Source organism: Microbulbifer maximicatervae (SeqCode), assembly GCF_056232625.1.
Genome location: NZ_CP174324.1, coordinates 5067067 through 5092494, shown reverse-complemented (window position 1 = coordinate 5092494; position 25428 = coordinate 5067067). Strand labels below are relative to the sequence as shown.

Below are 25428 nucleotides of genomic sequence, written 5' to 3'. Positions count from 1 at the left end.
CGCAAGCGCTGGCAACTCTTATGCCAAGCTACCAACAATTACGCGTAAAGGAAGGATAGTTCTTATCTGCCTGTGCGGCGGATATAGCTAGCTGGATCAACCGTGCGGTTGTTCTTATATATCTCAAAGTGAACATGGGGCCCGGTAGAACGGCCACTGGAACCCATCAGGGCAATAGTCTGCCCCCTCTTGACCACGTCACCCAATCCCACTTTCAGCTCACTATTGTGTCCATAGCGGGTTGAATAACCATTGCCGTGATTAATTTCTACCAACTGACCATAACCATGGCGCTCATCAGCCCAAGTGACAACACCTGCGGCTACTGAGACAACATCGGAGCCCATCTTGCCAGCAAAATCCACCCCCTTGTGCCAGGTCCTACGGCCAGTGAATGGATCGGTGCGATAACCATAACGGGAAGACATCCACCCCTTGCTGATCGGGCGGCCTGCCAAAAACTGTTCATCCTCAAGTTTGAGGTTCGCCATCAGGGATTCGAGAGTGTTCAGCTGCATTTGGCGATCTTCAATCTGATGAGAGAGATCTCCAATAACATCCAGGAATTCCGGTGGCTGATACGGCAACTCCGATGCACCTGCGATTCCGGGGTCTTCCGGCCCACCGATAGCAGGTGCACTGCCAAACTCAAACTCTCCTTCATCGAGATTGGCAACAGAGGTTAAACGCTCACCTAGCGCATCAAGGCGAGTTAAACGCGCCTGCAACTCTGCAAGCTTAACGGTAAGAGCTGCCAGCTGCTCCCGCGCCTCTCTATCGGCTTCAGCAATTTCTTCCTGCTGTTTGCGCAGTGCGCGACTCCAGGCCTTGGCCGTTCGGGAATCAAATAGGTCAGTTTTAGTAACCGGTAAATTCGCCCCCAGCAGAAATGCACCCACAGGGAGGCTCAGCAAGCACAACCCCAACAGGGCTTTGCTCAAACTGCCAAAATTAAAGCTGCGAGTCGCACCGCGCTCATTAACCAGGATTACTTTCATAGGAGCTGTGAGGAGTTCGACATTTTTAATTTTCGTTAGTCCCCAGCTCATAAGCCGAGGTGCCAAACCAATAAGGATACCAAAAATCTATAGGCTTTCTCTGTGAAACAATCATACAAAAAAGCCGACACTATAATGCCGGCTTCTTGCGAAAGTATCAAACTGCCAAAATAGGCTTGATATAGGAGATCGGTGCTTCTTCCTGCTCACCTTCAAAGGTGACCATTTCCCAAGCATCCTCCTGAGCCATCAGGTTGCGAAGGGATTTATTGTTCAGCGCATGGCCAGACTTAAAGGCCTTGAACTCACCAATCAGGCTGGTCCCCAGAAGGTAGAGATCGCCAATCGCATCCAAAATTTTATGTTTCACAAATTCGTCTTCATAACGCAACCCGCCTTCATTCAGAATACGGTACTGATCAATCACAATTGCGTTATCAACGGAACCGCCCTGAACCAAGCCTTTGGAGCGCAAATACTCAATCTCGTGCATAAAGCCAAAGGTACGGGCGCGACTCACTTCCTTCACAAAGGAGGTGCTGGAGAAGTCCACGGATGAACTCAGGTTACGCCCCTGGAAAACCGGGTGGTCAAAGTCGATTGTGAAGGACACTTTAAAGCCATTAAAAGGCAGGAAGCTGGCAACCTTATCGCCATCCTCTACAGTTACCGGCTTCTTGATTCGCAGGAATTTCTTCGGAGCTGCTTGCTCCTGGATGCCCGCGGATTGAATTAGAAATACAAATGGGCCGGCACTGCCATCCATAATGGGCACTTCTTGCGCGGATAACTCGACAACCGCGTTATCAATGCCAAGGCCCGCCATTGCTGAGAGCAGGTGCTCTACCGTAGCAATGCGAACATCACCCTTTTCCAGGGTGGTTGAAAGGAGAGTGTCGCCGACATTTTCCGCACGAGCCTCGATTTCAACAACCGGGTCCAAATCGGTTCTACGGAACACGATACCGGTGTCTACGGGCGCTGGTTTAAGGGTAAGTACAACTTTCTTGCCAGTGTGCAGACCTACGCCAGTGGCGCGAATAGCATTCTTAAGCGTGCGCTGTTTGATCATGAAACTATCTTTTCCCCGTCGGTGGACTACGCCCCTAAGGCGCAGCAAGCCATCGATACTAGCACAATTGCGACGCCAATACCAATTCTGGGCGAGTGGTCACCACAACTGTGCACCACCTACCTATATGAGGATAGATCAAGCAAAGATTGCAGCGCCAACGCATGTCGCTATGACAGCATTCTAAGATCCTAAGCTCCGCAAGCGCTGTTAATAATTGTTAATTATTTTAGATAGTTATTGCGACTCACCAGTTCTGATTAAAATCCACACAAACGCGGCCAGGGTCTACCCATTCGACAAGGTAGACCCGAGCAAAAGCCGCACCGCAGCGGCAATACCCAGCCGGAGCCGGGCAGACATGAGCGGTGTTCTGCCTCTGCGGTACCGTTTTCTAGTCTGCCTGACGGCGCAGGAAGGCTGGAATATCCAGGTACTCCATATCCGCATCAGCGGGATTCAGGGCAGGAGCCGGGCGCTTGGGGCGCTCCGCTTCAGCACGAGGGCGCGGATCAATGGCCTCGCGGCTTGCCAGTCCCGCAGAGCTGTGGCCAGCGTGAGCGCTGTGACTATCGCGAACCTCACGGGTTTCACGAACAGGCTCGCGAGGCTCTGGGCGGCGGGTGTTATCCACCACCTTCGCCGGGCGCGCTGCCGGAGTACCCTCGCCAAGACCTGCGGCCACAACGGTAACCCGCATCTCATCACCGAGCTTATCATCTACCGCTGTACCGATAACCACAGTAGCTTCATCGGAGGCGATTTCCTGGACAATCTCACCTACTTCAGAGTACTCACCCAGGGTCAGTTCCTGACAGCCCGCCTCTTCGCTACCGGTGATGATATTCACCAGGATACCGCGAGCACCTGCCAAGTTGACGTTATCCAGTAGTGGGCTTCGCACAGCTTTCTCAGCCGCTTCGCGCGCACGGTTTTCACCGACAGCAGAACCGGACCCCATCATCGCCATGCCCATTTCAGACATTACGGTGCGCACATCGGCGAAGTCCACGTTCATGATGCCCGGACGAATCATCAGGTCGGCAATGCCTTGTACAGCACCCAATAAAACGTTATCTGCCTCTTTGTAAGCAGATTTCATTGTGATCTTGCTACCGAGTACTTCCAGCAAACGATCGTTGGGGATAGTAATCAGAGAATCAACTTTATCGCGCAGCTCGAGGATACCCTCTTCAGCTACAACTGTGCGTTTGCGCCCTTCGATCTTAAATGGGCGAGTAACTACCGCAACGGTAAGGATGCCCAGTTCTTTTGCAATCTCAGCGACAATCGGCGCACCACCGGTACCCGTACCACCGCCCATACCGGCAGTGATGAATACCATATCCGCACCGGTTAATACCTCAGCAATGCGATCGCGATCTTCAAGTGCGGACTGACGGCCAATATCCGGGTTTGCCCCTGCGCCCAAACCGCGTGTAATTGTGTTACCCAGTTGCAGGATAGTGCGGGCCTCAACATCTTTGAGGGCCTGTGCATCTGTATTTGCACAGATAAAATCTACACCCTCAACATCATTGGCGATCATATGCTTAACAGCATTACCACCACCGCCGCCGACACCAATCACCTTGATGACAGGCTTATCCTGTACGCTATCAACTAGTTCGAACATTGCTGTTCCCCTTTCTTGCTCATGTCGAATTTTACAGCCATGCCTAAAAAAAATCCTTCACCGGATGGCTAAATCTGGTTGCACTCTATTACAAATTTCCGCGAAACCAGTGCTTTACCTTGTCCCACCACTGATTATCGTTGCGCACAGGCTGTATTTTGCCCTCTCGAGCCTCTTCCTGCTGCATCGCATACATCAATAATCCAACTCCAGTGGAATAAATTGGGTTGCTGACGATATCCGTCAAACCTGCAATACCCTGAGGCACTGCTAGGCGAACCGGCATATGAAAAATTTCCTCAGCCAGTTCAACCGCGCCCTCCATTTTTGAAGAGCCGCCGGTAAGTACTACACCCGCCGCACACAAATCTTCGAAGCCGCTGCGACGTAACTCCGCCTGTACTAATGTAAACAATTCGTCGTAGCGCGGCTCAACGACCTCGGCCAATGCCTGTCGGGATAAATCCCTAGGCGCGCGATCACCAACACTCGGTACCTTAATGGTCTCACCTTCGCGAGCGAGTTTTGCCAACGCGCACGCATATTTGATTTTCAAATCTTCTGCGTGCGGTGTCGGTGTGCGCAAAGCCATGGCAATATCATTGGTAACCTGGTCTCCAGCAATTGGTATCACACCCGTATGCCGAATAGATCCACCAGTAAACACAGCAATATCGGTAGTTCCCCCACCAATATCTACCATGCACACTCCTAACTCTTTTTCATCTTCGGTCAGGACTGCGTAACTTGAAGCCAATTGTTCAAGAATGACATCTTCTACTTCCAGACCACATCGACGAATACACTTTTCAATATTCTGTGCAGCATTCACCGCTCCGCTGACCAAATGGACCTTTGCTTCGAGGCGAACACCAGACATTCCAAGAGGTTCTTTTACCCCTTCCTGATTATCAATCAGGTATTCCTGCGGAAGCGTGTGCAAAATCTTCTGGTCCGCAGGAATAGCGACAGCCCTGGCAGCATCAATAACACGATCGAGATCCTGTTGGGTAACCTCTCGATCCTTAATCGCAACTATACCGTGAGAGTTCAAGCTGCGAATGTGACTTCCCGCAATCCCTGCGTACACAGAGTGAATTTCACAACCCGCCATCAACTCAGCTTCTTCCACAGCACGCTGTATAGATTGCACGGTTGATTCAATATTAACCACTACGCCCTTTTTCATTCCAGTGGAACGATGAGAGCCGATACCGACAATATTAAGTTCCCCATCACCGGAAGCTTCACCGACAATAGCGACTACTTTAGAGGTGCCTATATCCAGTCCAACAATCATGCGCTGATCGGATACCTGTGTCATTTTCGTGCCAACCTCGCTGAGCTGCATTCTGTTTCAGGTTCTGCTATCGGACCAGAACACAGCATTCGCTTTTAAACTTTTATCTATAAAACAGCCACCCGGGCTGCCTCGATGTTTACTTTTCTTCGTCCTTCCACTGAACCGCTACCGCATTGCTGTAGCGCGTATCGACGCTGACAACTTTTTGCAAGTGCGGCTCCAGTACACCTCGACTCAAATACAGAAAACGGTGTACCCGCTCCAATAAAGCATCATGGCCAAGTTTTAATTCAATTCCCGACACTAACTCCAGATGCCAACCGCTTAGGTCGTCAAATGACAACCGCTTAACCTCCATATCCCGCGTGGTCAGTAACCCCGCAAGCGCGCGGTATTGCAGCATAATCCGCTCTACCAATTCTTCATCCCCGGCAAGCTCGGGCAGGGACTGAACCCCCATATGTGACGGACGCGGCAGCAGATCCCCACTCGCTACCAACAATTTATCTTTACCCCAGGTCGCGAGAGGTTGCGCTTCAGTGATATCAACCTCAACACCCTTCGGCCAACGCCTGCTCACCGAGGCGGAAGTAATCCAGGGGTTAGACAGTAATGTCTGCTGCATCGCCTGAATGTCCGCTGAAAAAAAGCCCGCTTTCAAGTGAGGAAGAAGCACCTCTCTTAACTCTTCTTCAGTTACCGCATTAAAAGCCCCGCGTACTTCAACTTGCTCTAGGGCATCAACATTACTCAACTCAACCGATGGCACCCATCGCCATAACCAAACTGCACCATAGAGCAAAGCACTAAAGCCTGCGAACATCACCAATAAAAAAAAACACCGCTTCCAGTTCAGACGAAGCTTCTCGGGATCATCGGTTCCAAGAGGGCTCGCTCCGCGAGCTGTCTTTTTTTTCTCCCGGCTGATTTCGTTCCAGCTCCTTTCACTAGCTACTTAGCCCTCGCCGCTGCGCTCGCCCAAGCGCCAATCAGCCAACCTTTGCGAAAGTGCTCCGACGTTGCCAGCTCCCTGGGTCAGGACAATATCACCTGGCTCCAACAGATCAGCTAATACCGGGGGAACCTGATCGATAGTTTCCATAAAAATCGGATCTACCTGTCCCCTGTTGCGTAAACTTCGCGCAAGCGTTCTGCCATCGGCACCGGCAATTGGCGCTTCACCCGCACTGTATACATCCAGCAAAATCAACTTATCCACTTCAGAGAGGACCTGAACAAAGTCTTCAAACAAGTCCCGTGTACGGGTATAACGGTGGGGCTGATAAATCATTACCAAGCGACGATCCGGCCAGCCATCTCGAACTGTCTTTACGGTAGCGGCTACCTCACGTGGGTGGTGACCGTAGTCATCTACCAACATCACCTTATCGGCTTCGGTATCATCGCTAACGGCATAATCACCGTAGATCTGGAATCGACGACCAACGCCCTGGAAGCCTATTAGACCTTGGCGAATTGCTTCATCACTAACGCCTTCATCACTAGCTACAGCAATTGCTGCAGTCGCATTGAGAACATTGTGAATACCCGGTGTATTCACAGAAACCTGCAATAGATCACCCTTGGGTCTCTGTACCGTGAAATGGCTGCGCAGAGGTTCTTGCTTTACTTCAACGATGCGGTAGTCATTACCCTCATCAAATCCATAGGTCAGAACCGGGCGGGAAAACTTGGGGATGACTTCCTGAACATTGGCATCATCCCCGCAAACTACCGCCAGACCGTAAAATGGCAGGTTGTGTACAAAATCAATAAAGATCTGCTTTACCTTTTCGAAGTCTCCACCATAAGTTTCCATATGGTCTGCATCGATATTGGTAATCACCGTCACCATCGGCTGTAAGTGAATAAAAGACGCATCGCTCTCATCAGCTTCAGCCACTAAATAACGACTTTCGCCCAAGGCAGCATTGGCACCGGCAGCGTTGACTAGGCCACCGATAACAAAGGTCGGATCTTTTTTGTCTGCTGCAAAGATTGAGGCGATTAAGCTGGTCGTGGTGGTCTTTCCGTGGGTTCCCGCCACAGCAATGCCATAGCGATAGCGCATCAGTTCACCGAGCATTTCGGCACGGCGTACAATAGGGATTCTCTTTTCTCTCGCTTCAATCAGCTCCGGGTTATCGCCATGTACGGCAGAGGAATTGACCACAACATCAACGCCGCGAACATTATCCTCGCTGTGCCCGATTTGGACCTTAACGCCCAATTTGCGCAATCTATCAGTAACCGCAGATTCACGCAGGTCAGAACCTGAGACTTCGTAGCCCTGGTTCTGCAATACTTCTGCAATGCCGCTCATACCGGCACCACCGATCCCAATAAAGTGGATACGGCGGATACGGCGCATGGCCGGTACCGCATAACTTTTATCTTCGTTTGTCCGCACTGAAGACATTACTTTAACCTTCGTCCACTTATTCTGTGTTACCTGGCCGAGGCCAGCTCCTCTCTGCAAGCGTTAACCACTTGCTCAGTCGCATCAGTTTTTGCCGCGCGCCGCGCGGAGGTCGCCATTTGCAATAGTTTCTGGCGATCTTCTAACAGGCTTTGTAACAAGCCGGATAACTTTTGCTCGTCCATTTCCCGCTGCTGCATAACAATCGCTCCGCCAGCATTTTGCAACCACTCGCCATTACGCGTTTGATGATCATCAATTGCAAAGGGGAAAGGCACCATGATTGCACCGACTCCCGCAGCTGAAATTTCAGAAACAGTCAAAGCCCCGGAGCGGCAAATAATCAGGTCCGCAGAGCGGTAGGCCTCAGCCATATCCGCAATAAAAGGGACCACCTCAGCTTCTACTGCCGCCTCTTTATAGGCGTTTTTGGCAGCCTGAAGGTGGCGCTCTCCAGCCTGGTGGACCACTACCGGGCGCAGGGAGGGTTTCAGCAATGCGATTGCCCTAGGAACCAGTTCATTAATTGCTACAGCACCGAGACTACCGCCCAATACCAAAAGGCGCAGAGACGACTGGCTGCCAATTCGTGTTTCTGGCTCAGGCAATTCTGCAATTTCTTTGCGCACTGGATTGCCCACCTGCCTGGCACCGGGTAACCCACTGGGAAATGCTTCAAGCACCTGGCTGGAGATCCGCGCTAACAAGCGGTTTGTCGTTCCGGCAACAGCATTTTGCTCGTGAATAATCAACGGTATCCCCCCGAGACGGGCTGCAACGCCCCCTGGGCCGGTCGCAAAGCCACCAAAGCCGAGTACTGCATCAGGTTGTACCTGCTTAACAACTGTCCTGGCCTGAGCAATTGCCCGCAAAATTTGCAACGGGGCTTTAAGTAAGGCCAACTTTCCCTTCCCCCGAATACCCTCCACTTTAATGCGGTGCAAAGGAATATTCGCCGCAGGTATTAATCGGGATTCAATCCCACGGGCAGTACCTAACCACTCGACAACAGCTCCCTGCTCTTGCAACGCTTTAGCCACAGCCAACGCTGGGAACACATGACCGCCGGTACCACCGGCCATCAGCAAAAACTTCTTTCCAGAAAAACGCTTATTTACTTCAGACATCAAACCGTTTCTCCGTTGCTGCCCTTCACACTGGACTTGGGTGAATGGAATATTGGCAGCTGACGCAAAAGCTCTAGCCCCCCGCTTCCGTTTTCAGCAGGCTCTTTTAGTTCAGCCCGAATCCGCATCGCCAAGCCGAGTAATGCACAACATACAATCAGGCTACTGCCACCAGAGCTGACAAATGGCAGCGTTAGCCCTTTAGTCGGCAACAGGCCTGAAGCAACGCCCATATTCACGAAAGCTTGTCCTGCCAATAGCACTGCCATACCAAAAGCTAGAAGTGCAGCGAAAAACTTCTCCTGCACCAGGGCCTCTTTTACCAGGCGGAGCAGTGAGTAGGTGAGAACAACAAAAAGCCCTACCAGCACTACGCCACCCAACATTCCCCATTCCTCTGCCAGAATGGCGAAAATAAAATCCGTATGTGCCTCAGGCAGGTAAAACAGTTTCTGCACACTATTGCCCAAACCAACTCCAAACCACTCTCCGCGACCAAATGCAATCAGGGACTGGGTAAGTTGGTAGCCACTGGCAAACTGATCCCCCCAAGGATCCAGAAACGTCAGCAATCGCTGTAAGCGATAGGGGCTCATCAGTGCCATTAGCGCCAGTCCACTCGCAGCCGCAGCTACCAATAAAAAAGTATGGGGAAGACGCGCTCCCGCCAAAAAAACCATTGCCAACATGGTGCCTGAAATTACAACCACCGAACCGAAGTCCGGCTGTAAAAGCAATAACAGAGCAACCGTTGCGAGAATCACCACTGGCACCATAAAGCTGGTCCAGTGGCGTAGTTGCTTATTTCGACGAGTTAAAAAACTGGCAAAAAAAACTAACAGACAGAACTTAGCCACTTCCGCGGGTTGCACAGTTATACCTGCAAATACCAGCCAACGCCGGCTACCGTTCACCTCCCGTCCAATCCCCGGCACAAGCACGGCAATCAATAGCAGGCAGGCAAACAGTAATAATGGCCAGGACAGTCGCGACCAAATTGACAGGGGAATCTGACTAACGACAAACCCAGCTAACCCACCAAACATCAAAAAAGCCAAATGACGCCTAAGGAAATACCAGGGATCACCATAAATATCCGTAGCAAAAGCGATAGATGCTGAAGCGACCATCACCACACCAATGCTAGCCAGAACCAGAACACTGAGTAGCAGCAGCCCATCCTGCCATTCACTACCTTGAGCCTTGATTACCTGGGCACTCACTGGGAGCCTCCAGCGGTATCGCATAATTTCAAAACGGCCTGGCGAAAATCATCACCGCGGGCTTCAAAATTCTTATACATATCAAAGCTGGCACATGCCGGTGATAACAATACATAGTCACCGCCATTGGCTAATTGTCTGGCCTCAGCGACGGCCTCTGCCATTGTGCTAACCCTGCGAATCTCGCACAGGCCATCAAAGACACCGGCTATTTTGTCTCCATCTACACCGATACAAACCAGGGCCCGGAGTGCTCCTGCACTTTTTCGTAAGGGAGCAAAATCAGCACCCTTGCCATCCCCTCCAGCAATAAGCACTATTTTACTGGATGCCGTAGCCAAGCCATCCAATGCCGCCTGGGTTGCTCCTACATTGGTGCCTTTTGAATCGTTAACATAAACAACGTCTTCAAAATCAGCCACGCGCTCACAGCGATGTTTCAACCCGCGAAAGTTGCGTAAAACTTTTAGCATCGCCTCAGTGGGTAGGCCCAGTGCATAACCCATTGCCAGGGCTGCCAAACCATTGGCAATATTATGCTTACCCACCATAGCCAAATCGGCCTCAGGCATTAAAACTTCTGTGCCTCGAGCCAACCAGTTCTGCCCCTCATGCAAGCGCAGGCCAAACTGATTGAGATCCGGCTGATCAAGCCCAAAACTCCACTCCCGTCTCTCTCGGGAAAGAGGCCCCTGGGATAAGGGGTCCGCGCGATTTATCACGAACTGATCCGCTCCGCGATAAATGCGCTGCTTGGCCCGGTGGTACTCCACCATACTGGGGTAGCGGTCCATATGGTCCGCACTCATATTTAAAATGGTGGCTACGGTAGGTGCCAGCGAGTAGGTGGTTTCCAATTGAAAGCTGGAAAGCTCCAAAACAAAGATGTCCGGCAGAGGTTTCTCAAGTAAATCCAGCACCGGCACACCGATATTGCCGCCCACACCAACTGTCAGCCCTGCCTCTTCAACCATCTCCCCCAGGAGTGTGGTCACTGTACTCTTTCCGTTGGAGCCTGTGATCGCGGCGAGCTTTGCTGTCGACTGTATCCGAGTCAGAGCCTGGGCAAATAACTCAATATCCCCAGCCACAGGAATCCCATCCGCAATCGCCTGCTGCAATACGGGTTCAGCAAGCGCAACTCCCGGGCTGGCAATAATCAAGCTCGCGGCGAGTATTGTCCCCGGGCGCAGTGGACCTGTTTCCACCGTAACCTCAGGGAACTCCTGACGGAAAGCTTCGAGCCCCGGCGGGTTATCGCGACTATCTGCCACGATCGGCGTATGGCCGTGACGCAGCAGGTAGCGCACCACCGACTTTCCGGTAGCGCCAAGACCTATTACCACTTTCTGCTGTGAAGAAGTCGCGATCAGGCTCATTTATCTATTTATCGAATTTTCAGTGTTGCCAAACCAGCCAAGACCAGAATGACGGTAATAATCCAAAAGCGCACAATGACTCGAGGCTCCGGCCACCCTTTTAACTCAAAGTGGTGGTGCAGAGGCGCCATACGAAAAATTCTCTTCCCCGTTAATTTAAAGGATGCCACCTGCAAAATTACGGAAACTGTTTCCATCACAAACACACCGCCCATAATGAACAGAATAATTTCATGACGGGTAATTACCGCAATAATTCCCAGCGCCGCCCCCAGTGCCAGAGCGCCCACATCCCCCATAAACACTTGGGCCGGATAAGTGTTAAACCATAAGAATCCGAGTCCGGCACCACCGAGGGCAGCGCAGAACACCGCCAACTCCCCGGCTCCTGGAATTGCGGGAATATGCAGGTAGTCAGCAAACTCCATATGGCCGGATAGATAAGCAATCACCCCAAGTGCTCCACCCACCATCACAGTAGGCATAATCGCCAAGCCATCGAGACCATCAGTCAGGTTAACCGCATTACTGGAGCCAACAACAACAAAATAGGTCAGCAATATAAAAGATACCGGTCCCAGGTTTATCGCAACATCTTTAAAAAAGGGAACAAAAAACTGGGTCTCTGCCGGGCTTGAAGCACTCATATACAGATAAATAGCTGCACCCAACCCGGCAACGGATTGCCAAAAATATTTCCAGCGAGCAATAAGGCCACGGGGATTTTTGTAAACGACTTTTTTATAGTCATCCACGAAGCCCACAGCACCGAAAACAAAGGTAACTAATAAAGTAACCCACACGTAACGATTGCTGAGATCAGACCAGAGTAGGGCTGAGGCAAAAATTGAGGCGAGAATCAAGGTGCCGCCCATAGTCGGGGTGCCAGATTTACTCAAATGGCTTTGCGGACCATCATCGCGAACAGCCTGTCCCACCTGTAAATGATTCAACCAATGAATCATGCGCGGACCCACAAGTAGTGAAATACCCAGAGCCGTCAACGCAGCAAGAATTGCGCGCACTGTCAGATAGTTAAATACCGAAAATCCGCTGACATGTTGTTGTAATAGCTCCGCTAGCCAAAGCAGCATTACTTCTCCCCTCTGCTATTGCCAAGCAGTGCCTGCGCTACCAATTCCATACGGGCGCTGCGTGATCCTTTAACCAAAACTGTGGTTTGTTCATCCAATTGTTGAGTGAGAGCAGTAACCAGGGGTTCTCTCTCACGATAATTGCGCAGCGACTCTTGCCTCCCCGCAGAAAAGGCCATGCTGGCGGCAGTACCCAGCGGCCCCAAGGTAAACAGCGCATCTAAGCCCCGCTCTCGAGCCAAAGCTCCAACGCTTCTATGCATTTCCTCCGCGTCCGGCCCCAACTCGGCCATATCCCCCAGCACCAGAATTTTTTTACCTGAACGCTGTGACAGCAATTCAATGGCCGCACCTACTGAGCCCGGGTTCGCGTTGTAACTGTCATCGATAACGGTTGCACCGGCTATACCTGCCTGCTCCTGCAAGCGCCCAGCAACCCCCGTCACCGTGTTAAGTCCGCTGATTATTTCCACCGCAGGTATTCCCGCAGCAAAAGCACATCCAGCAGCAACGAGAGCGTTGTGAACGTTGTGCTCACCAAGCAATTTCAGGCTAACAGGGTGGGCAACGCCTTCAATTACCAAGTCAAATGAAGGGCAACCGTTAGGGTTCAATACAATATTATCCGCATGGATAGCACACTCATTAGACAAGCCAATACCCAGAGTCTTTACCCCTTCGGGCATATTCTCCAACCAGTAATTCGCATAGCCATCATCGGTATTGATCACCGCCGTCGCCGATACATCCAAACTGGTATAAATTTGGCCCTTGGCTTTTGCGATAGCATCAACAGAGCCAAAGCCTTCGACATGCGCTGGCATTACGTTATTTACCGCCGTCACCTGCGGCTTGCCGATACTACACAGGTAGCCAATATCGTCAGGGCCGTTAGCTCCCATTTCGAGAATCAACACATCGTGTTGTACTGTCAGCCCAAACAAAGTCATGGGTAAACCGAACTGGTTGTTCAGGTTTCCCTCGGTTACGCAGGGTGTATGACTCTGGGAAAAAATTGCAGACAGCATCTCTTTAACGGTGGTTTTTCCGCAGGACCCTGTGATCGCCACAACCGGACCGTCAAACTGCTCACGGCACAGTAAGCCAATTTGCCCCAATGCGACCGTCGTATCTTCAACGCGCCACTGCGGTAAACTGCAACTAGGCACTTCACGATCGACAACCAACCCCAATACCTGACCATCCAGCTCACCGACAAAGTCGTGAGCATCAAAATTTTCGCCAACCAGAGCAACAAATAAAGATTTGGGGTCCAGCTTGCGGGTATCCGTACAAACCAGTTCAAACTCCACAGAGCCATTGATTAACTCACCACCAAAACGGCTCTGCAGTTGCTGCAACGTAAGGGGATTAATCACCTTGGCTCTCCTTGCCTTCACTTGACTGGCCCGATTCATCCACGCGGGCTTTGAGAGCTGCAGCAGCTTGCTCACGATCGCAGAAGTGAATTTTTTCACTGCCGATAATTTGGTAATTCTCATGCCCTTTACCGGCGATCAATACAATATCCCCCGGTTGGGCTGCAGATACCGCCTGAGATATCGCAGTCGCGCGATCAATTTCAACTTCGATGTTACTGGCAGCCCCTTCGAGAATATCGTCGATAATTTTTTGTGGCTCCTCGCTGCGCGGGTTATCGCTAGTCACAATGGCACGGTCCGCCATCTCGGAGGCAATACGCCCCATCGCCGCGCGCTTACCCGTATCCCGGTCACCACCACAACCAAAAACACACCACAAATTACCGCGACAGTAAGGGCGCGCTGCTGCTAAAGCCGCGCGAAGAGCATCTGGTGTATGGGCATAATCCACCAATACACCCACATCATCGGAACCCTCAACCAGGACACGCTCCATACGCCCCGGCACCGCTTTAATAGTCGGGAAAGCGTCAAGAATATCTTCAAAAGGCATGCCCTCTGCCGCTGCAGCAGCTACCACAGCCAGAGCATTGTAAATATTGAAATCGCCGATTAAGGGTGCGTGCAGCTCACCGTTGCCCCAGGGGGAATTTAGCTTTACAGAAAAACCGCGCTCATGGCGACGCAGGTCAGCAACATATAAATCACCCGCCTGCAGCCCATAAGTAATAACGCGCAGGCCACGCAATTTGCAGCGTTCTGCCAACTGGGCGCCAAACGGATCATCCAGGTTAATGATTCCTCGCTTCAATTTTGGCAGTCCGAAAAGTTTCTCTTTGGCTGCGCCGTAAACGGCCATATTGCCGTGATAATCCAAATGATCGCGGCTCAAATTGGTAAAAATTGCCGTATCAAAAATCAGCCCATGCACACGTCCCTGAGAAAGGGAATGCGAAGAAACTTCCATTGCGGCAGCGGCAACGCCACTATCGCGATAATTTGCAAAGTCCGCTTGTAAGCTCACCGGGTCAGGCGTTGTTAAACCCGTTTCCTGCAATTCGATTTGGTTATCTTTCCAGACACCATTACCAATGGTGCCTATCAATGCTGCACTGCCAAAGTGGCGAGCCAGTAATTGGGAAGTCAAATAGGCGCAAGTGGTTTTACCATTGGTGCCAGTCACTCCAACCAAGTGCATTTCACCACTGGGATTACCGTGGAAGCGCGCGGCAATTTCCCCTACCCGTTTTGCCAGACCCGGAACACTGACCACCTGGATATCACCACGGCTTTTACATTCCAACTTGTCGCCGTCGGCAAGCACTACCGCAGCACCTGCAGTAATTGCCGCATCGATATATTCCCGACCATCGACCACAGAACCGCGCAAGGCCATAAATGCATCGCCCGCTTTTATCTTGCGGCTATCCAGGGCAATACCAGTGACAGAAATATCGGGAATACCGGCGTAACCCGGCACTAATTCTTTGATAGAAACAGAATGTTGTTCGCGCTGACTCACGATTTTGAACCCCTCTCGCTTAACTGCGCGGCCAATTGCCCTTCCGCCGATTCAATTTTTTCTGGCGGAACCTGCAACAGGCGCATAGCACCAGTCATCACCGAACCGAATACCGGTGCAGCAACTTCACCACCGTAATATTTGGCATGACTGGGATCATCAATAACAACTACCGCGGCAAGGCGCGGATTATCAGCGGGGATAAAGCCCGCAAATACTGAGCGGTAGCGATTATCCGCATAACCACTACTGCCAACTTTGTGCACAGTACCGGTCTTGCCGGCGACACGATAACCTTCTACAGCGGCAAGGCGCCCAGTACCCCGGGAAATCACCGTCTCCAACATCGCTGTAACCTGTCCAACCAAGGATTGCTCAATAACCTGCTCAGGCTCGCCCGGCACTTTGTCACCGGATAAAACCAGGGAAACAGGACGCTTAACCCCTTCATTCGCCAGTACGCTGTAGGCTTGTGCCAGTTGCACAGCGTTAACTGTTAAACCGTAGCCGAAGGCGAAATTAGCCCGCTCGATTGGGTGCCAGCGGCTGCGGCTGGGCAAGATCCCCTGTGCTTCACCGGGGAAGCCACTGCCCACTGCCTCGCCCAGACCCAAGCGATAAAAGAGTCCCCGCAGAGAATTTGGTTCCAAATCGAGAGCAATTTTTGTAATTCCCACCTGGCTCGACTTGGTAATAATCTTGGTGAGGTCTATTTTTCCGTAATTAACCGGGTCCACCAGGGTTTTTCCCGGCACGCGAATATATCCAGGGCTGGTGTTTATTTCTGTTCTTGGGGTGTAGCGCCCGGTTTCCAAAGCCGCCAATACCGTTAAGGGTTTCACTGTAGAACCCGGCTCAAACTGGTCGATCAGCGCACGGTTGCGCATAGCCGCCGATTTAACCCCTTTACGATCATTGGGATTAAATGAAGGCTGGTTGGCCATGGCCAACACATCGCCACTGTGAGTATCGAGAATCACCATAAAGCCGGAAGCAGCGCCGTTTTCCGACACCGCCCGCTTTAATTCCCGGTAGGCCAAATATTGCAGGCGCATATCGATAGACAAACGCAGATCTCTGCCCGGTTGCGCTTCCTGACGAATTGCCAAATCCCTTACCGTACGCCCTTTCAGATCTTTAATTACCTGACGTGATCCCGGCTGTCCGGACAGCCAATCGTCGTAGGCCAATTCCATTCCTTCCTGGCCGCGATCATCGATGTTGGTAAAACCGAGAAGTTGGGCTACGACCTCCCCAGCAGGATAGAAGCGCCGATACTCTTTTTTACTGAAAACACCTGTAATACCCAGGTCCAGCACTTTCTCAGCCTCTTCTGGAGACAGATGCCGGCGCAGGTACATAAATTCTTTGTTTCGGTATTTCTTTAGGCGAGAGCCCAGTTTGGAAGACGGTAAATCCAGCGCGCGAGCCAGGCGCACTAAATTCGCATCGCTTATTTCACTCAACAGCTTGGGATTGGCCCACAGGCTGTGTACCGGTGTACTGACAGCGAGAAGCTCACCGTTTCGATCGACTATTGAGCCCCGATAGGCAGCAATCTCTTCGGTGCGCAAGGTGCGGGCCCGGCCCTGGTCTTGCAGGAAACGATATCCGCGCTCAGCAGCAGGCACTACCTGCAGTTTGGCCAAGTGGAACACAAGGGTAAGAGCGAGCAGGCACAGCAGGACCGCCACCAGCGCAAAGCGCCAGCGGGCTATACCCGGCTGAATATCCTTTTTTTTGACTGCGCCCATGTTTTCCCAGTTGGCGTTATCTATTTATTTTGCATCCCGGCTGAGCATGCCACTCTCCAGGGCCTGAACTCCAAAACTCAATTAACGCAAAATTCTTTATAATTATTTAAAGGCCAAAGCCCCCAAACGCAGAAACCCCACCGGGCAAGCAGTGGGGTACTTACGTCTTCATCCAAGGCGGTTAAAACTTAATCCGCCACTACCAATACCTGTTCCGAAGGTGCTGGCATATGCATTTTTAATTTCTCTCGAGCGACCTGTTCGACCCGGCTATAGGCAGACCAGGCACTTTTTTCCAAAAGGAGACGCTCCTGCTCATAGCGCAATTCATCGTGGGCTTTTTGTGCCTTACCCAGCTCAGCAGTTAACTCTCGACTCTGTTGGGTGGTATGAATAACGGATAGCGACGACAGTATTACCACTATCCACATTACCCCCACTCCAAGTAGAGCCTTGCCAGACATAAACTCAGCTTCCCGCCAGCTTTTCTGCCACCCGCATTACTGCACTGCGGGACCGCTGATTTTCATCCACTTCAACCGTGTTGGCTTTCACTGCCTTGCCCACCGAGCGCAGTGACTTGGCTATCTGACTATCCATAACCGGAAGGCCACGAGGCAACTGGGGACCGCGCTCTTTTTCCCGAATAAAACGCTTCACCATTCGGTCTTCAAGAGAGTGGAAACTGATAATCACCAGGCGCCCACCCGGTGCCAGCAACTGCAGGGATTTATCCAATGCGCTCTGCAGATCATCCAACTCGCCATTAATATGGATACGAATAGCCTGAAAGACTCGGGTAGCAGGATGTTTACCTTTTTCCCAAGCCGGATTCGCCTCTTTCACAACCTCGGCAAAATCGAGGGTGCGCTCAAATGGTTTTTCCAGCCGGCGCTTTACAATGGCAGCAGCCATTCGACGGGCAAAACGCTCCTCACCGTACTCTTTAAACACCCGGGCCATTTCGGCCTCAGCCTCAGTGTTGACCCACTCCGCTGCACTGATACCCCGACTGGTATCCATACGCATATCCAGGGGGCCATCCTGCATAAAACTGAAACCGCGCTCGGCCTGATCCAGTTGCGGCGAAGACACTCCCAGATCGAGCAATATTCCACTGACTTTACCGGCAGCTTGCCCGGCAGCCTTATCCATATCGGCAAAAGACCCATGCCAAATGGAAAAACGGGATTCACCGGAAAACCGCTGCTCTGCAAATTCAACAGCCTGGGGATCTTTATCCACCCCTACCAACTGGCCATTGGGCCCCAAGCGCTCAAGGATTGAGGCGCTATGCCCACCCCGACCAAAGGTGCCATCGATATAAAACCCATCCGGCTCAGTCACCAGAGCGTCTACGGCCTCGCGTAACAACACACTGCGATGCAATTCTTGAGACACCCGGTACTCCCCTTATAAAGAGAGGGATGCCATTTCCTCAGGCATACCCTCTTCGTCTTCACTATCATCGAGCCAGGACATCCAGCGCTCCTCACTCCAGAGCTCCAGCTTTTTCCCCTGGCCCACTAACATCAATTTCTTTTCCAGCCCCGCGTACTCACGCAGAGTTGGCGGAATCAATACCCTGCCATTGCCATCCACCTGCAGCTCACAGGCATACCCGATCAGCAGGCGCTGAGCGCGCCGAGCCACTTTGTTAAAGCTGGGCAACGCTTCAATCTTCGGGAGAATTTGCTGCCATTGAGGCGACGGATACACCAACAAGCAGCGCTCCTCTGTATGGGCAGTCACCACCAAGCACCCCGCACACTCATCCAACAGCCTATCGCGGACGCGAGCCGGTATTGCCAGACGCCCCTTGGCGTCCATATTGATTGCGTGGCTGCCCAAATACACGTTTAGTGGTTCTCGCTTTGGAGATCGCGCCTCTCGCGACTCACTCCCATATGGCAGGTCAATGGAGAAAGATGTTCGACTTTAACCTGGCGGTGTGAACACCCACTTACTTATCGCGAATAAACCACAAATTTCCACGATTTTCCACTTTTTCCCACTCTCGACACTATAAAACTGGTCGACACAAAGTCAAGGAATTCGACCCCAAAGTCCCCATAACCCCTTGTAAAATCGCGGCCTCCAGAGAAGTGGCGCATATTGGCACATTGAAACTAGTCGGAACAGCCCTATCTGGCACGATCGCCCCCTTAGCAGTTAATCAATTTTTTTACGCCAAGAAGAGGCTTTAGCCGAAATTAAACGAGAAGAAATAGGCGAATACAAAGAGGGCTACCGGAGCCGGGACCACCACATCAGGCAAACAAAAAAGCCCGGCGAATGCCGGGCTTTTGAAATTGTTGAGCTGGCCTGTAAGCCGGGTTCTGTCGAGGACAATCATTCATCTGGGATGCCTGTCACCAGACACCTCAAGCGACCTACCCGCCCTCAGTGCGGGTCACACCTATAGAGGGCCTATTTGGTCTTGCTCCGAACGGGGTTTACCATGCCGCGGACTGTTACCAGCCGCGCGGTGCGCTCTTACCGCACCCTTTCACCCTTACCTGTACTCCCCAAAAAGGAGCCATCGGCGGTCTACTCTCTGCTGCACTTTCCGTAGGCTCGCACCCCCCAGGCGTTACCTGGCGTTCCACCCTATGGAGCCCGGACTTTCCTCCATCGCACAAGGCGACAGCGATTGCCCGGCCAGCTCGCGGCGAAGAGTAAAGAGGCGACAGACGGATTGCAACAGGCAATTGCAGCAATCAGTGCCTTATTTTTGCTCCAGGCTCCAGTTGTACAGGACTTTCTTTTTCACTCCAGTAATTTCGGCAGCGATCGCCGCCGCCTTTTTCGGCGGTAACTCCGCCAGCAACAGCGACATTACACGCTGTGCCTCCCCATCCAGCTCACTTTCGCGAGAGCGCTCTGCACCACGCACCATCAAAACAATCTCACCGCGCTGCTGATTGCTGTCAGCTCGGACCCACTCAACCAACTCAGCCAGAGGCATCAATTGAAAAGTTTCAAAGGCTTTGCTGACCTCGCGGGCTATCACCGCCTCTCGATTACCGCCGAATACGACAGCCATTGCTTCCAGAGTATCAGCAACCCGATGCGGGGCCTCGTAGAACACCAGGGTACGGGTATCACTGGCCAATTCCTGCAGGGCTCGCTCACGGGCACCGGACTTGGCCGGCAGAAATCCCTCGAAACTAAACTTGTCACTGGGGAGTCCGGCGGCACTCAGTGCAGAGACAAAAGCACAAGCCCCCGGTATCGGAGAGACTTTGATTCCTCGCTCTCGGGCTTCACGCACCAGGCGATAACCGGGGTCTGAGATCAGTGGGGTGCCCGCATCGGAAATCAGGGCAATGGTCTGGCCCTGCTCCAAGCGCTGCAAAATCTGCTCTGTGCGCTTGTCATCCGAGTGATCGTGATATGCCATCAGTGGCGTATCGATATTAAAATGGGAAAATAATCGCTGACTGTGACGTGTGTCCTCCGCCGCAACCAGGTCGGCACATTGTAGAACTTCGATCGCTCGCGGTACCATATCGGCCAAATTACCAATGGGCGTAGCGACAATATAAAGCAGCGCCTGATCCGGCCCCATAGCTGTTCACTCCAAATATAAATATTGCGGGAGAAGATTATGTCCGCCTCTTCCCGGCGCACCTCTACTGTAATCACCAGAATGGCAGCTGCCTCACTGGCAGTCGCACTGGCTGCTTGCCAGACACCGGCTTCCCGGCCAAACGTTTACCAGCCGGATTATTCGGCCGGCCACACCGCAAGCCGCAGTGAAGCTGTACGTATGCTGCGCAGTGCCGACACCCTGCCGGCACCGGCGCGGGATCAACAGCGCCTGCAAGCGGCCGCTATTCTATACGAGCTGGGAGATAAAGAGACGGCAAAAGAGGCGGTAATCAAAATTACGCCCGAACAGCTGGACGACAACCTCTTCGCCAGCTATGCACAGGTCTATGGCAGCCTACTTGCCGCAGACGACGACTTCTTTGAGGCCCTCGACCTGGCAGCCTCTCCACGCCTGGAAAATGTGTGGCCGGAGTTACCACAGAAGACTGCCTTACCTCTACGCAGCCTGCGCGCTGACCTATGGGGACTTCTGGGAAATCTCGACAGCGCAATTAGTGAGCGGCGCGAAATCTCCTATATCGCCCAGTCCGACGCAGCGATCACAGAGAATAACAACGGTTTTTGGCATCTCTTGACCCAGCTGCCCTCCAGTGAATTGCAGGCTCGCGCCACCCAAAGTAATGACACCCAGATGCGCGCCTGGTATCAACTCGCCCTGCTGGGCCGCGACACCCAGACGGATATCAGCTCACAGCTGACCGCACTCAGCCGCTGGCGCGAGCGCTGGCCCGCCCATAGTGCCAATTCCCATCCGCCACAAGCATTGCAGCTGTTAGAGCGCTTGGCCGCCCAGCGGGCAGACCGCGTGGCGCTGCTCCTGCCACTGTCCGGCCCCTTGGGCAACGCCGGCAGGGCAATCCGGGATGGCTTTATGGCCGCCCACTACACCGCTCTGAATGCTGGCGGCGCAACTCCGAAAGTGATGGTTTACGACACCGGTTCCGATCAGCCATTTGAGGAAATTTACCAGAGCGCCGTAGATGCCGGTGCGCAGATGATTGTTGGCCCACTGGATAAGAGCAAGGTAGCCAACCTGCTTGCCACAGAAAAACTGCCAGTGCCTACTCTCGCCCTCAACTACGGCGATGAGGGGCGCCTGACCACAGACCTGGTCCAGTTTGGCCTGGCAATAGAAGATGAAGCGCGGCAAATTGCCCAGCACGCTTACCGGCAGGGCAAGCGACAGGCAATGGTCCTCACCGCTGACAATAGCTGGGGGCAGCGCGGCGCTGAAGCATTTGAAGAAGAGTGGCTGCGCCTCGGTGGCTCAGTTAGCATTCGCCGGACGTTTAAGGACAACAGCAAGTTCTCAGCCCTGGTCAGCGATGCCCTGTTAATTCCCGCCAGCAACGCGCGCAAGAAGGAATTGCAGAGTCGCCTGGCGGCAAAGCTGGAATTTACCCCCAGACGCCGTGACGATGTCGATATGGTATTCCTGGCAGCACAACCCCAGCAGGCGCGCCAGCTCAACCCCATGCTGACCTACTACTACGCCAGTGACCTGCCCGTATACGCTACCTCTCATGTCTTTGGTGGCAGCATCAACCGCAATCGCGACAGGGATATGAACGGTATTCGCTTTACCGCCCTGCCCTGGCTATTTGAAAGCAATCAAACCAAGCAGGATATCGAGGAGCAGGCGTCGCCCGCACCGGCTTTTGCCAGACTGTATGCCCTAGGTGCCGATGCCTTCCGCCTCTACCCGCGCTTGCCGATGCTGCGCCAATTCCCGGAACAGAAAGTACACGGTCTCACCGGCGCATTGAGCCTGAGCGCTGATGGCCGCATAGTGCGCGAACAAATGTGGGCGCGAATCGACAAAGGGGTGCCGGTGCCCATCACTACCGTCGAGCCCCAGTTGCCGCAGCGGGAGCCGATTGAATTAAGTGGGAATCGTGAGGCTTTTTAAGGGCTCAAGCGGCACTGTCGGCAGCCAAATGGAGGCTGCCGCAGCCCGCTATTTGCAGCGCGCGGGGCTCACCTTATTGGAGCGCAATTATCGCAGTTCACACGGAGAGATAGACCTTATCGCCCGTGAAAGCGATACTGTCGTGTTCGTGGAGGTGCGCTTCCGCCGTAAGAGCCAATTCGGCGGGGCCGCAGCCAGCGTGGATTCACGCAAGCAAGCTAAGCTACTGGCCACTGCCAGCCGCTATTTGCAGCAACATAAACTGGACTGTCCGTGCCGCTTCGATGTCCTTGCCATAGATGGCGATGCACAAAACATCCAGTGGATTAAAAGCGCCTTCGAAGCCTGAGGCAAAACCGAGATTTACCCTGTCAAGTTATGGTGAGTTCGAGCTCACCTGAATTAAGGACACAATGGAACAGCGAGTCGTAACCCTTTTTCACCACAGCCTTGAAGCCACAATGAACGCTGGCGAGATACTGGCCCCGCTGATCGCAGAAGCCAGCGAAATGGTGGTGCATACACTCTTGGCAGAGAGCAAAGTCCTGCTCTGTGGCAATGGTGTCAGTGGCGCATTGGCGCAAAGTTTTAGCTCGCAACTGACCGGCGGCTTCCAGCGCGAACGCCCCGGCCTACCGGCTATGGCCCTCAACAGCGACGGCGTCTCCATGGGCACCGTTGCCTCGAACCACGGCGGTGCAGACACCTTCGCACACCCGGTTCGCGCCCTGGGGCAGCCCGGTGACCTTCTCGTAATTATCAGCAGCGATGGACGCGACTCAAACCTGGTTCAGGCCATGCGTGCGGCTCGGGACCGGGATATGGGCATACTCGCACTGACCGGCGGTGATGGCGGCGACTGCGCCGCCCTGCTCGATACCCATGATATTGAACTACGGGTGCCATCCGATGTCGCAGCAGAGGTACACCAAGTACATCTTCTGACAATTTTTTGCCTGTGCGACCTAATCGACAGTAGTTTGTTTGGTGGCTACGAGGAATAAACGATGAACAACAAAAAGTTGACCCTGGGGAAATATCTCCTGGCTGCCCTTGCGACAACCACCTTGTTAGCGGGATGCAGCACTGTATTGGAGGCCACCCATGACGGCCCCATACAACAGGACCCCGGCGAGCGATCTTTTGGCACCTATATTGATGACCAACGTATCGAGACGGTGACCACAGTCAATATCAACAAAGCTCACCCGGACCTGAAAACCTCGAATATCAATATCAATTCTTTTAATGGTGTTGTACTGCTCACCGGCCAGGTGCCCAGCCAGGAACTGCGCCTGCTCGCCGGACGCACAGCGGAACAAGTACAAAATGTTCGCCAGGTCTACAACGAAATTCAGGTGCGCGGTAAAGTCACTTTACTGGCTAGCACCAGCGATACCTGGCTAACCACCAAGGTGAAAAGCAACCTGTTTGCCAATAAGGAAGTAGACAGTGGTCGCATCAAAATCGTGACCGAGAATGGAGTTGTTTATTTGATGGGACTGCTAACTCCTGCCGAAGCGGAACGGGCAGCCGAAGTGACCCGCTCGGTAGGCGGGGTACAGAAGGTTGTAAAAGCAGTGGAATACATCAACTAATAGTTCCCGCACTACATAAACAAAAACGGAGGCAACTGCCTCCGTTTTTGTTAGCGCTCAAGTCTGTAACTTATACGCGCTCGATAGCAACCGCTGTAGCCTCACCGCCACCAATGCACAGGCTTGCCACGCCCTTCTTGGCATCACGCTTTTCCATCGCTGCCAACAGGGTAACCAGGATACGGGCACCGCTAGCACCTAACGGGTGGCCGAGGGCACAGGCACCACCGTTAACATTGACCTTTTCCCAGGGCAAATCGAGCTCACGCATTGCAGCCATAGTCACTACCGCAAATGCTTCATTAATCTCGAATAGGTCCACATCCGCCGCAGACCAACCGGCATTTTCCAGCAGCTTGTGCATAGCGCCGACCGGAGCCGTAGTGAACCACTCGGGCTCACGGGCAAACTGGGATTGCCCCTTGAGAACAGCCAGAATTTTCAAGCTGCGCTTCTCAGCTTCACTTTTGCGCATCAACACCAGCGCCGCAGCACCGTCAGAAATAGAGCTTGAGTTCGCTGCAGTTACAGTGCCGTCTTTACGGAACGCCGGTTTTAGCTGAGGGATTTTGTCTGGACGGGCATTACCTGGGGCCTCATCGACGCTCACCTCAATCTCACCTTTGCGAGAGGCAATCGTGACCGGGGAGATTTCACGAGTAAAATCACCACCTTCAATCGCGGCCTGGGCACGCGCCAGAGATTCCAGGGCAAAAGCGTCCTGCTCTTCGCGGGTGAAATCGTACTTATCGGCAGTAGATTCGGCGAAAGTACCCATCAGCTTGCCATCTGCAGCATTTTCCAGGCCATCCAGGAACATGGAATCTTTGACCTCTCCATGACCGAGGCGCATACCAGAGCGGGCCTTGGCCAGCAGGTAGGGGGCATTGCTCATGCTTTCCATACCACCAGCAACGATAACCTTACCCTCACCCATCAGCAGGGCATCGCGGGCCATCATCACAGTCTTCATTCCGGAGCCACACACCTTGTTAACAGTGGTGCAAGGAGTGCCGACAGGGATGCCTGCACCCAGTGATGCCTGGCGTGCCGGAGCCTGACCGACACCTGCCGGGAGCACACAACCCATCAGCACTTCATCCACATCGGCAGGTGCCACACCCGCGTCCTCAAGGGCTGCGCGAATCGCCGCAGCACCCAACTGCGGGGCAGTGAGGGTTGAAAGGCTGCCCTGCATAGCGCCCATTGGCGTACGCGACATTCCGACAATCACTACAGGGTCCGAAGTTACATCACTCATTCTGGCTGCTCCAAGTTCTGTGCCGTCATCACTGTGGTGGCGGCAATTGTTTTAATGTCGCCGCATTATAGCCGAAGCCCCACCCCGCTCCGCCAGGGGTGCGGCCGGTGCGTATCAGTATCAGCCCATCGTGTTA

The 25428-nt window shown here is 53.0% G+C and carries 22 protein-coding genes and 1 other RNA gene; 4 read left to right on the top strand and 19 right to left on the bottom strand.

The window, feature by feature from the left end; translation table 11 throughout:
* Positions 1 to 62: 62 nt before the first annotated feature.
* The 18 genes from ACJJI6_RS22175 to rsmI all read right to left on the bottom strand — a co-directional run bounded on the left by ACJJI6_RS22175 (position 63) and on the right by rsmI (position 20480).
* The gene (locus ACJJI6_RS22175; RefSeq protein ID WP_413663007.1) at positions 63 to 998 is read right to left on the bottom strand and encodes a M23 family metallopeptidase; all 936 of its coding nucleotides are present in this window, start codon (positions 996 to 998) and stop codon (positions 63 to 65) included.
* 157 nt (positions 999 to 1155) lie between these two features.
* A complete protein-coding gene (lpxC, locus tag ACJJI6_RS22170; RefSeq protein WP_282933860.1) occupies positions 1156 to 2070 on the bottom strand; it encodes a UDP-3-O-acyl-N-acetylglucosamine deacetylase in 915 nt (304 codons plus the stop codon).
* Between the two features lie 394 nt (positions 2071 to 2464).
* The gene (ftsZ, locus tag ACJJI6_RS22165) at positions 2465 to 3706 is read right to left on the bottom strand and encodes a cell division protein FtsZ (RefSeq protein ID WP_444915754.1); all 1242 of its coding nucleotides are present in this window, start codon (positions 3704 to 3706) and stop codon (positions 2465 to 2467) included.
* Positions 3707 to 3794: 88 nt separating this feature from the next.
* Complete coding sequence (gene ftsA / locus ACJJI6_RS22160) at positions 3795 to 5030, bottom strand: cell division protein FtsA (protein ID WP_282933862.1); 1236 nt, start codon at positions 5028 to 5030, stop codon at positions 3795 to 3797.
* 115 nt (positions 5031 to 5145) lie between these two features.
* Positions 5146 to 5832 (bottom strand): cell division protein FtsQ/DivIB, encoded by a 687-nt coding sequence (locus tag ACJJI6_RS22155; protein WP_475713475.1) that lies wholly within the window; start codon positions 5830 to 5832, stop codon positions 5146 to 5148.
* 132 nt (positions 5833 to 5964) lie between these two features.
* Positions 5965 to 7428: a UDP-N-acetylmuramate--L-alanine ligase gene (murC, locus tag ACJJI6_RS22150; protein ID WP_475712069.1), complete on the bottom strand. Its 1464-nt coding sequence runs from the start codon at positions 7426 to 7428 to the stop codon at positions 5965 to 5967.
* Between the two features lie 29 nt (positions 7429 to 7457).
* Positions 7458 to 8555, bottom strand: coding sequence for an undecaprenyldiphospho-muramoylpentapeptide beta-N-acetylglucosaminyltransferase (gene murG, locus ACJJI6_RS22145; RefSeq protein ID WP_475712068.1), 1098 nt, complete (start codon positions 8553 to 8555; stop codon positions 7458 to 7460).
* Complete coding sequence (gene ftsW / locus ACJJI6_RS22140) at positions 8555 to 9778, bottom strand: putative lipid II flippase FtsW (protein WP_475712067.1); 1224 nt, start codon at positions 9776 to 9778, stop codon at positions 8555 to 8557. Before ftsW ends, murG begins: the two co-directional genes overlap by 1 nt.
* Positions 9775 to 11157, bottom strand: a complete 1383-nt coding sequence (gene murD, locus ACJJI6_RS22135; RefSeq protein WP_475712066.1) for a UDP-N-acetylmuramoyl-L-alanine--D-glutamate ligase — start codon at positions 11155 to 11157, stop codon at positions 9775 to 9777. The genes ftsW and murD overlap by 4 nt, the downstream gene beginning before the upstream one ends.
* 8 nt (positions 11158 to 11165) lie before the next feature.
* Positions 11166 to 12251: a phospho-N-acetylmuramoyl-pentapeptide-transferase gene (gene mraY, locus ACJJI6_RS22130; RefSeq protein WP_444893034.1), complete on the bottom strand. Its 1086-nt coding sequence runs from the start codon at positions 12249 to 12251 to the stop codon at positions 11166 to 11168.
* Entirely contained in the window at positions 12251 to 13630 is a 1380-nt protein-coding gene (locus ACJJI6_RS22125) for a UDP-N-acetylmuramoyl-tripeptide--D-alanyl-D-alanine ligase (protein ID WP_444915749.1), read from the bottom strand. The genes mraY and ACJJI6_RS22125 overlap by 1 nt, the downstream gene beginning before the upstream one ends.
* Positions 13623 to 15155: a UDP-N-acetylmuramoyl-L-alanyl-D-glutamate--2,6-diaminopimelate ligase gene (locus tag ACJJI6_RS22120; RefSeq protein WP_475712065.1), complete on the bottom strand. Its 1533-nt coding sequence runs from the start codon at positions 15153 to 15155 to the stop codon at positions 13623 to 13625. The genes ACJJI6_RS22125 and ACJJI6_RS22120 overlap by 8 nt, the downstream gene beginning before the upstream one ends.
* A complete protein-coding gene (locus ACJJI6_RS22115) occupies positions 15152 to 16909 on the bottom strand; it encodes a peptidoglycan D,D-transpeptidase FtsI family protein (RefSeq protein ID WP_475712064.1) in 1758 nt (585 codons plus the stop codon). Before ACJJI6_RS22115 ends, ACJJI6_RS22120 begins: the two co-directional genes overlap by 4 nt.
* A gap of 188 nt (positions 16910 to 17097) precedes the next feature.
* Positions 17098 to 17373: a cell division protein FtsL gene (gene ftsL / locus ACJJI6_RS22110; RefSeq protein ID WP_445362315.1), complete on the bottom strand. Its 276-nt coding sequence runs from the start codon at positions 17371 to 17373 to the stop codon at positions 17098 to 17100.
* A gap of 4 nt (positions 17374 to 17377) precedes the next feature.
* A complete protein-coding gene (gene rsmH / locus ACJJI6_RS22105; RefSeq protein ID WP_475712063.1) occupies positions 17378 to 18310 on the bottom strand; it encodes a 16S rRNA (cytosine(1402)-N(4))-methyltransferase RsmH in 933 nt (310 codons plus the stop codon).
* A 12-nt stretch (positions 18311 to 18322) separates the two neighbouring features.
* Positions 18323 to 18766, bottom strand: coding sequence for a division/cell wall cluster transcriptional repressor MraZ (gene mraZ / locus ACJJI6_RS22100; RefSeq protein ID WP_282933875.1), 444 nt, complete (start codon positions 18764 to 18766; stop codon positions 18323 to 18325).
* Positions 18767 to 19221: 455 nt separating this feature from the next.
* An RNA gene (gene rnpB, locus ACJJI6_RS22095) (RNase P RNA component class A) lies at positions 19222 to 19578 on the bottom strand.
* Positions 19579 to 19637: 59 nt separating this feature from the next.
* The gene (gene rsmI / locus ACJJI6_RS22090) at positions 19638 to 20480 is read right to left on the bottom strand and encodes a 16S rRNA (cytidine(1402)-2'-O)-methyltransferase (RefSeq protein ID WP_444911383.1); all 843 of its coding nucleotides are present in this window, start codon (positions 20478 to 20480) and stop codon (positions 19638 to 19640) included.
* A 39-nt stretch (positions 20481 to 20519) separates the two neighbouring features.
* Here rsmI and ACJJI6_RS22085 point away from each other — a divergent pair, with 39 nt between their 5' ends.
* From ACJJI6_RS22085 to ACJJI6_RS22070, 4 genes are all read left to right on the top strand, one after another.
* The gene (locus ACJJI6_RS22085; protein WP_475712062.1) at positions 20520 to 22433 is read left to right on the top strand and encodes a penicillin-binding protein activator; all 1914 of its coding nucleotides are present in this window, start codon (positions 20520 to 20522) and stop codon (positions 22431 to 22433) included.
* The gene (locus tag ACJJI6_RS22080; protein ID WP_413663021.1) at positions 22420 to 22782 is read left to right on the top strand and encodes a YraN family protein; all 363 of its coding nucleotides are present in this window, start codon (positions 22420 to 22422) and stop codon (positions 22780 to 22782) included. Before ACJJI6_RS22085 ends, ACJJI6_RS22080 begins: the two co-directional genes overlap by 14 nt.
* A gap of 64 nt (positions 22783 to 22846) precedes the next feature.
* A complete protein-coding gene (locus ACJJI6_RS22075) occupies positions 22847 to 23437 on the top strand; it encodes an SIS domain-containing protein (protein ID WP_108734203.1) in 591 nt (196 codons plus the stop codon).
* Between the two features lie 3 nt (positions 23438 to 23440).
* Entirely contained in the window at positions 23441 to 24031 is a 591-nt protein-coding gene (locus ACJJI6_RS22070; protein ID WP_475712061.1) for a BON domain-containing protein, read from the top strand.
* 70 nt (positions 24032 to 24101) lie between these two features.
* On the opposite strand, the gene ACJJI6_RS22065 is transcribed toward ACJJI6_RS22070, so the two are convergent.
* On the bottom strand, positions 24102 to 25292 hold the full coding sequence (locus ACJJI6_RS22065; RefSeq protein WP_475712060.1) for an acetyl-CoA C-acyltransferase: 1191 nt from the start codon (positions 25290 to 25292) through the stop codon (positions 24102 to 24104).
* Positions 25293 to 25428 lie beyond the last annotated feature (136 nt).

Coding starts and splice junctions, on each gene's coding strand:
- ACJJI6_RS22065 (WP_475712060.1), bottom strand. CDS start 25,292: ATGAGTGATGTAACTTCGGACCCTGTAGTGATTGTCGGAATGTCGCGT.
- ACJJI6_RS22085 (WP_475712062.1), top strand. CDS start 20,520: ATGTCCGCCTCTTCCCGGCGCACCTCTACTGTAATCACCAGAATGGCA.
- ftsZ (WP_444915754.1), bottom strand. CDS start 3,706: ATGTTCGAACTAGTTGATAGCGTACAGGATAAGCCTGTCATCAAGGTG.
- ftsL (WP_445362315.1), bottom strand. CDS start 17,373: ATGTCTGGCAAGGCTCTACTTGGAGTGGGGGTAATGTGGATAGTGGTA.
- murG (WP_475712068.1), bottom strand. CDS start 8,555: ATGTCTGAAGTAAATAAGCGTTTTTCTGGAAAGAAGTTTTTGCTGATG.
- ftsA (WP_282933862.1), bottom strand. CDS start 5,030: ATGACACAGGTATCCGATCAGCGCATGATTGTTGGACTGGATATAGGC.
- murD (WP_475712066.1), bottom strand. CDS start 11,157: ATGAGCCTGATCGCGACTTCTTCACAGCAGAAAGTGGTAATAGGTCTT.
- ACJJI6_RS22155 (WP_475713475.1), bottom strand. CDS start 5,832: ATGTTCGCAGGCTTTAGTGCTTTGCTCTATGGTGCAGTTTGGTTATGG.
- ACJJI6_RS22115 (WP_475712064.1), bottom strand. CDS start 16,909: ATGGGCGCAGTCAAAAAAAAGGATATTCAGCCGGGTATAGCCCGCTGG.
- ACJJI6_RS22075 (WP_108734203.1), top strand. CDS start 22,847: ATGGAACAGCGAGTCGTAACCCTTTTTCACCACAGCCTTGAAGCCACA.
- ACJJI6_RS22175 (WP_413663007.1), bottom strand. CDS start 998: ATGAAAGTAATCCTGGTTAATGAGCGCGGTGCGACTCGCAGCTTTAAT.
- ACJJI6_RS22070 (WP_475712061.1), top strand. CDS start 23,441: ATGAACAACAAAAAGTTGACCCTGGGGAAATATCTCCTGGCTGCCCTT.
- lpxC (WP_282933860.1), bottom strand. CDS start 2,070: ATGATCAAACAGCGCACGCTTAAGAATGCTATTCGCGCCACTGGCGTA.
- murC (WP_475712069.1), bottom strand. CDS start 7,428: ATGTCTTCAGTGCGGACAAACGAAGATAAAAGTTATGCGGTACCGGCC.
- mraY (WP_444893034.1), bottom strand. CDS start 12,251: ATGCTGCTTTGGCTAGCGGAGCTATTACAACAACATGTCAGCGGATTT.
- rsmI (WP_444911383.1), bottom strand. CDS start 20,480: ATGGGGCCGGATCAGGCGCTGCTTTATATTGTCGCTACGCCCATTGGT.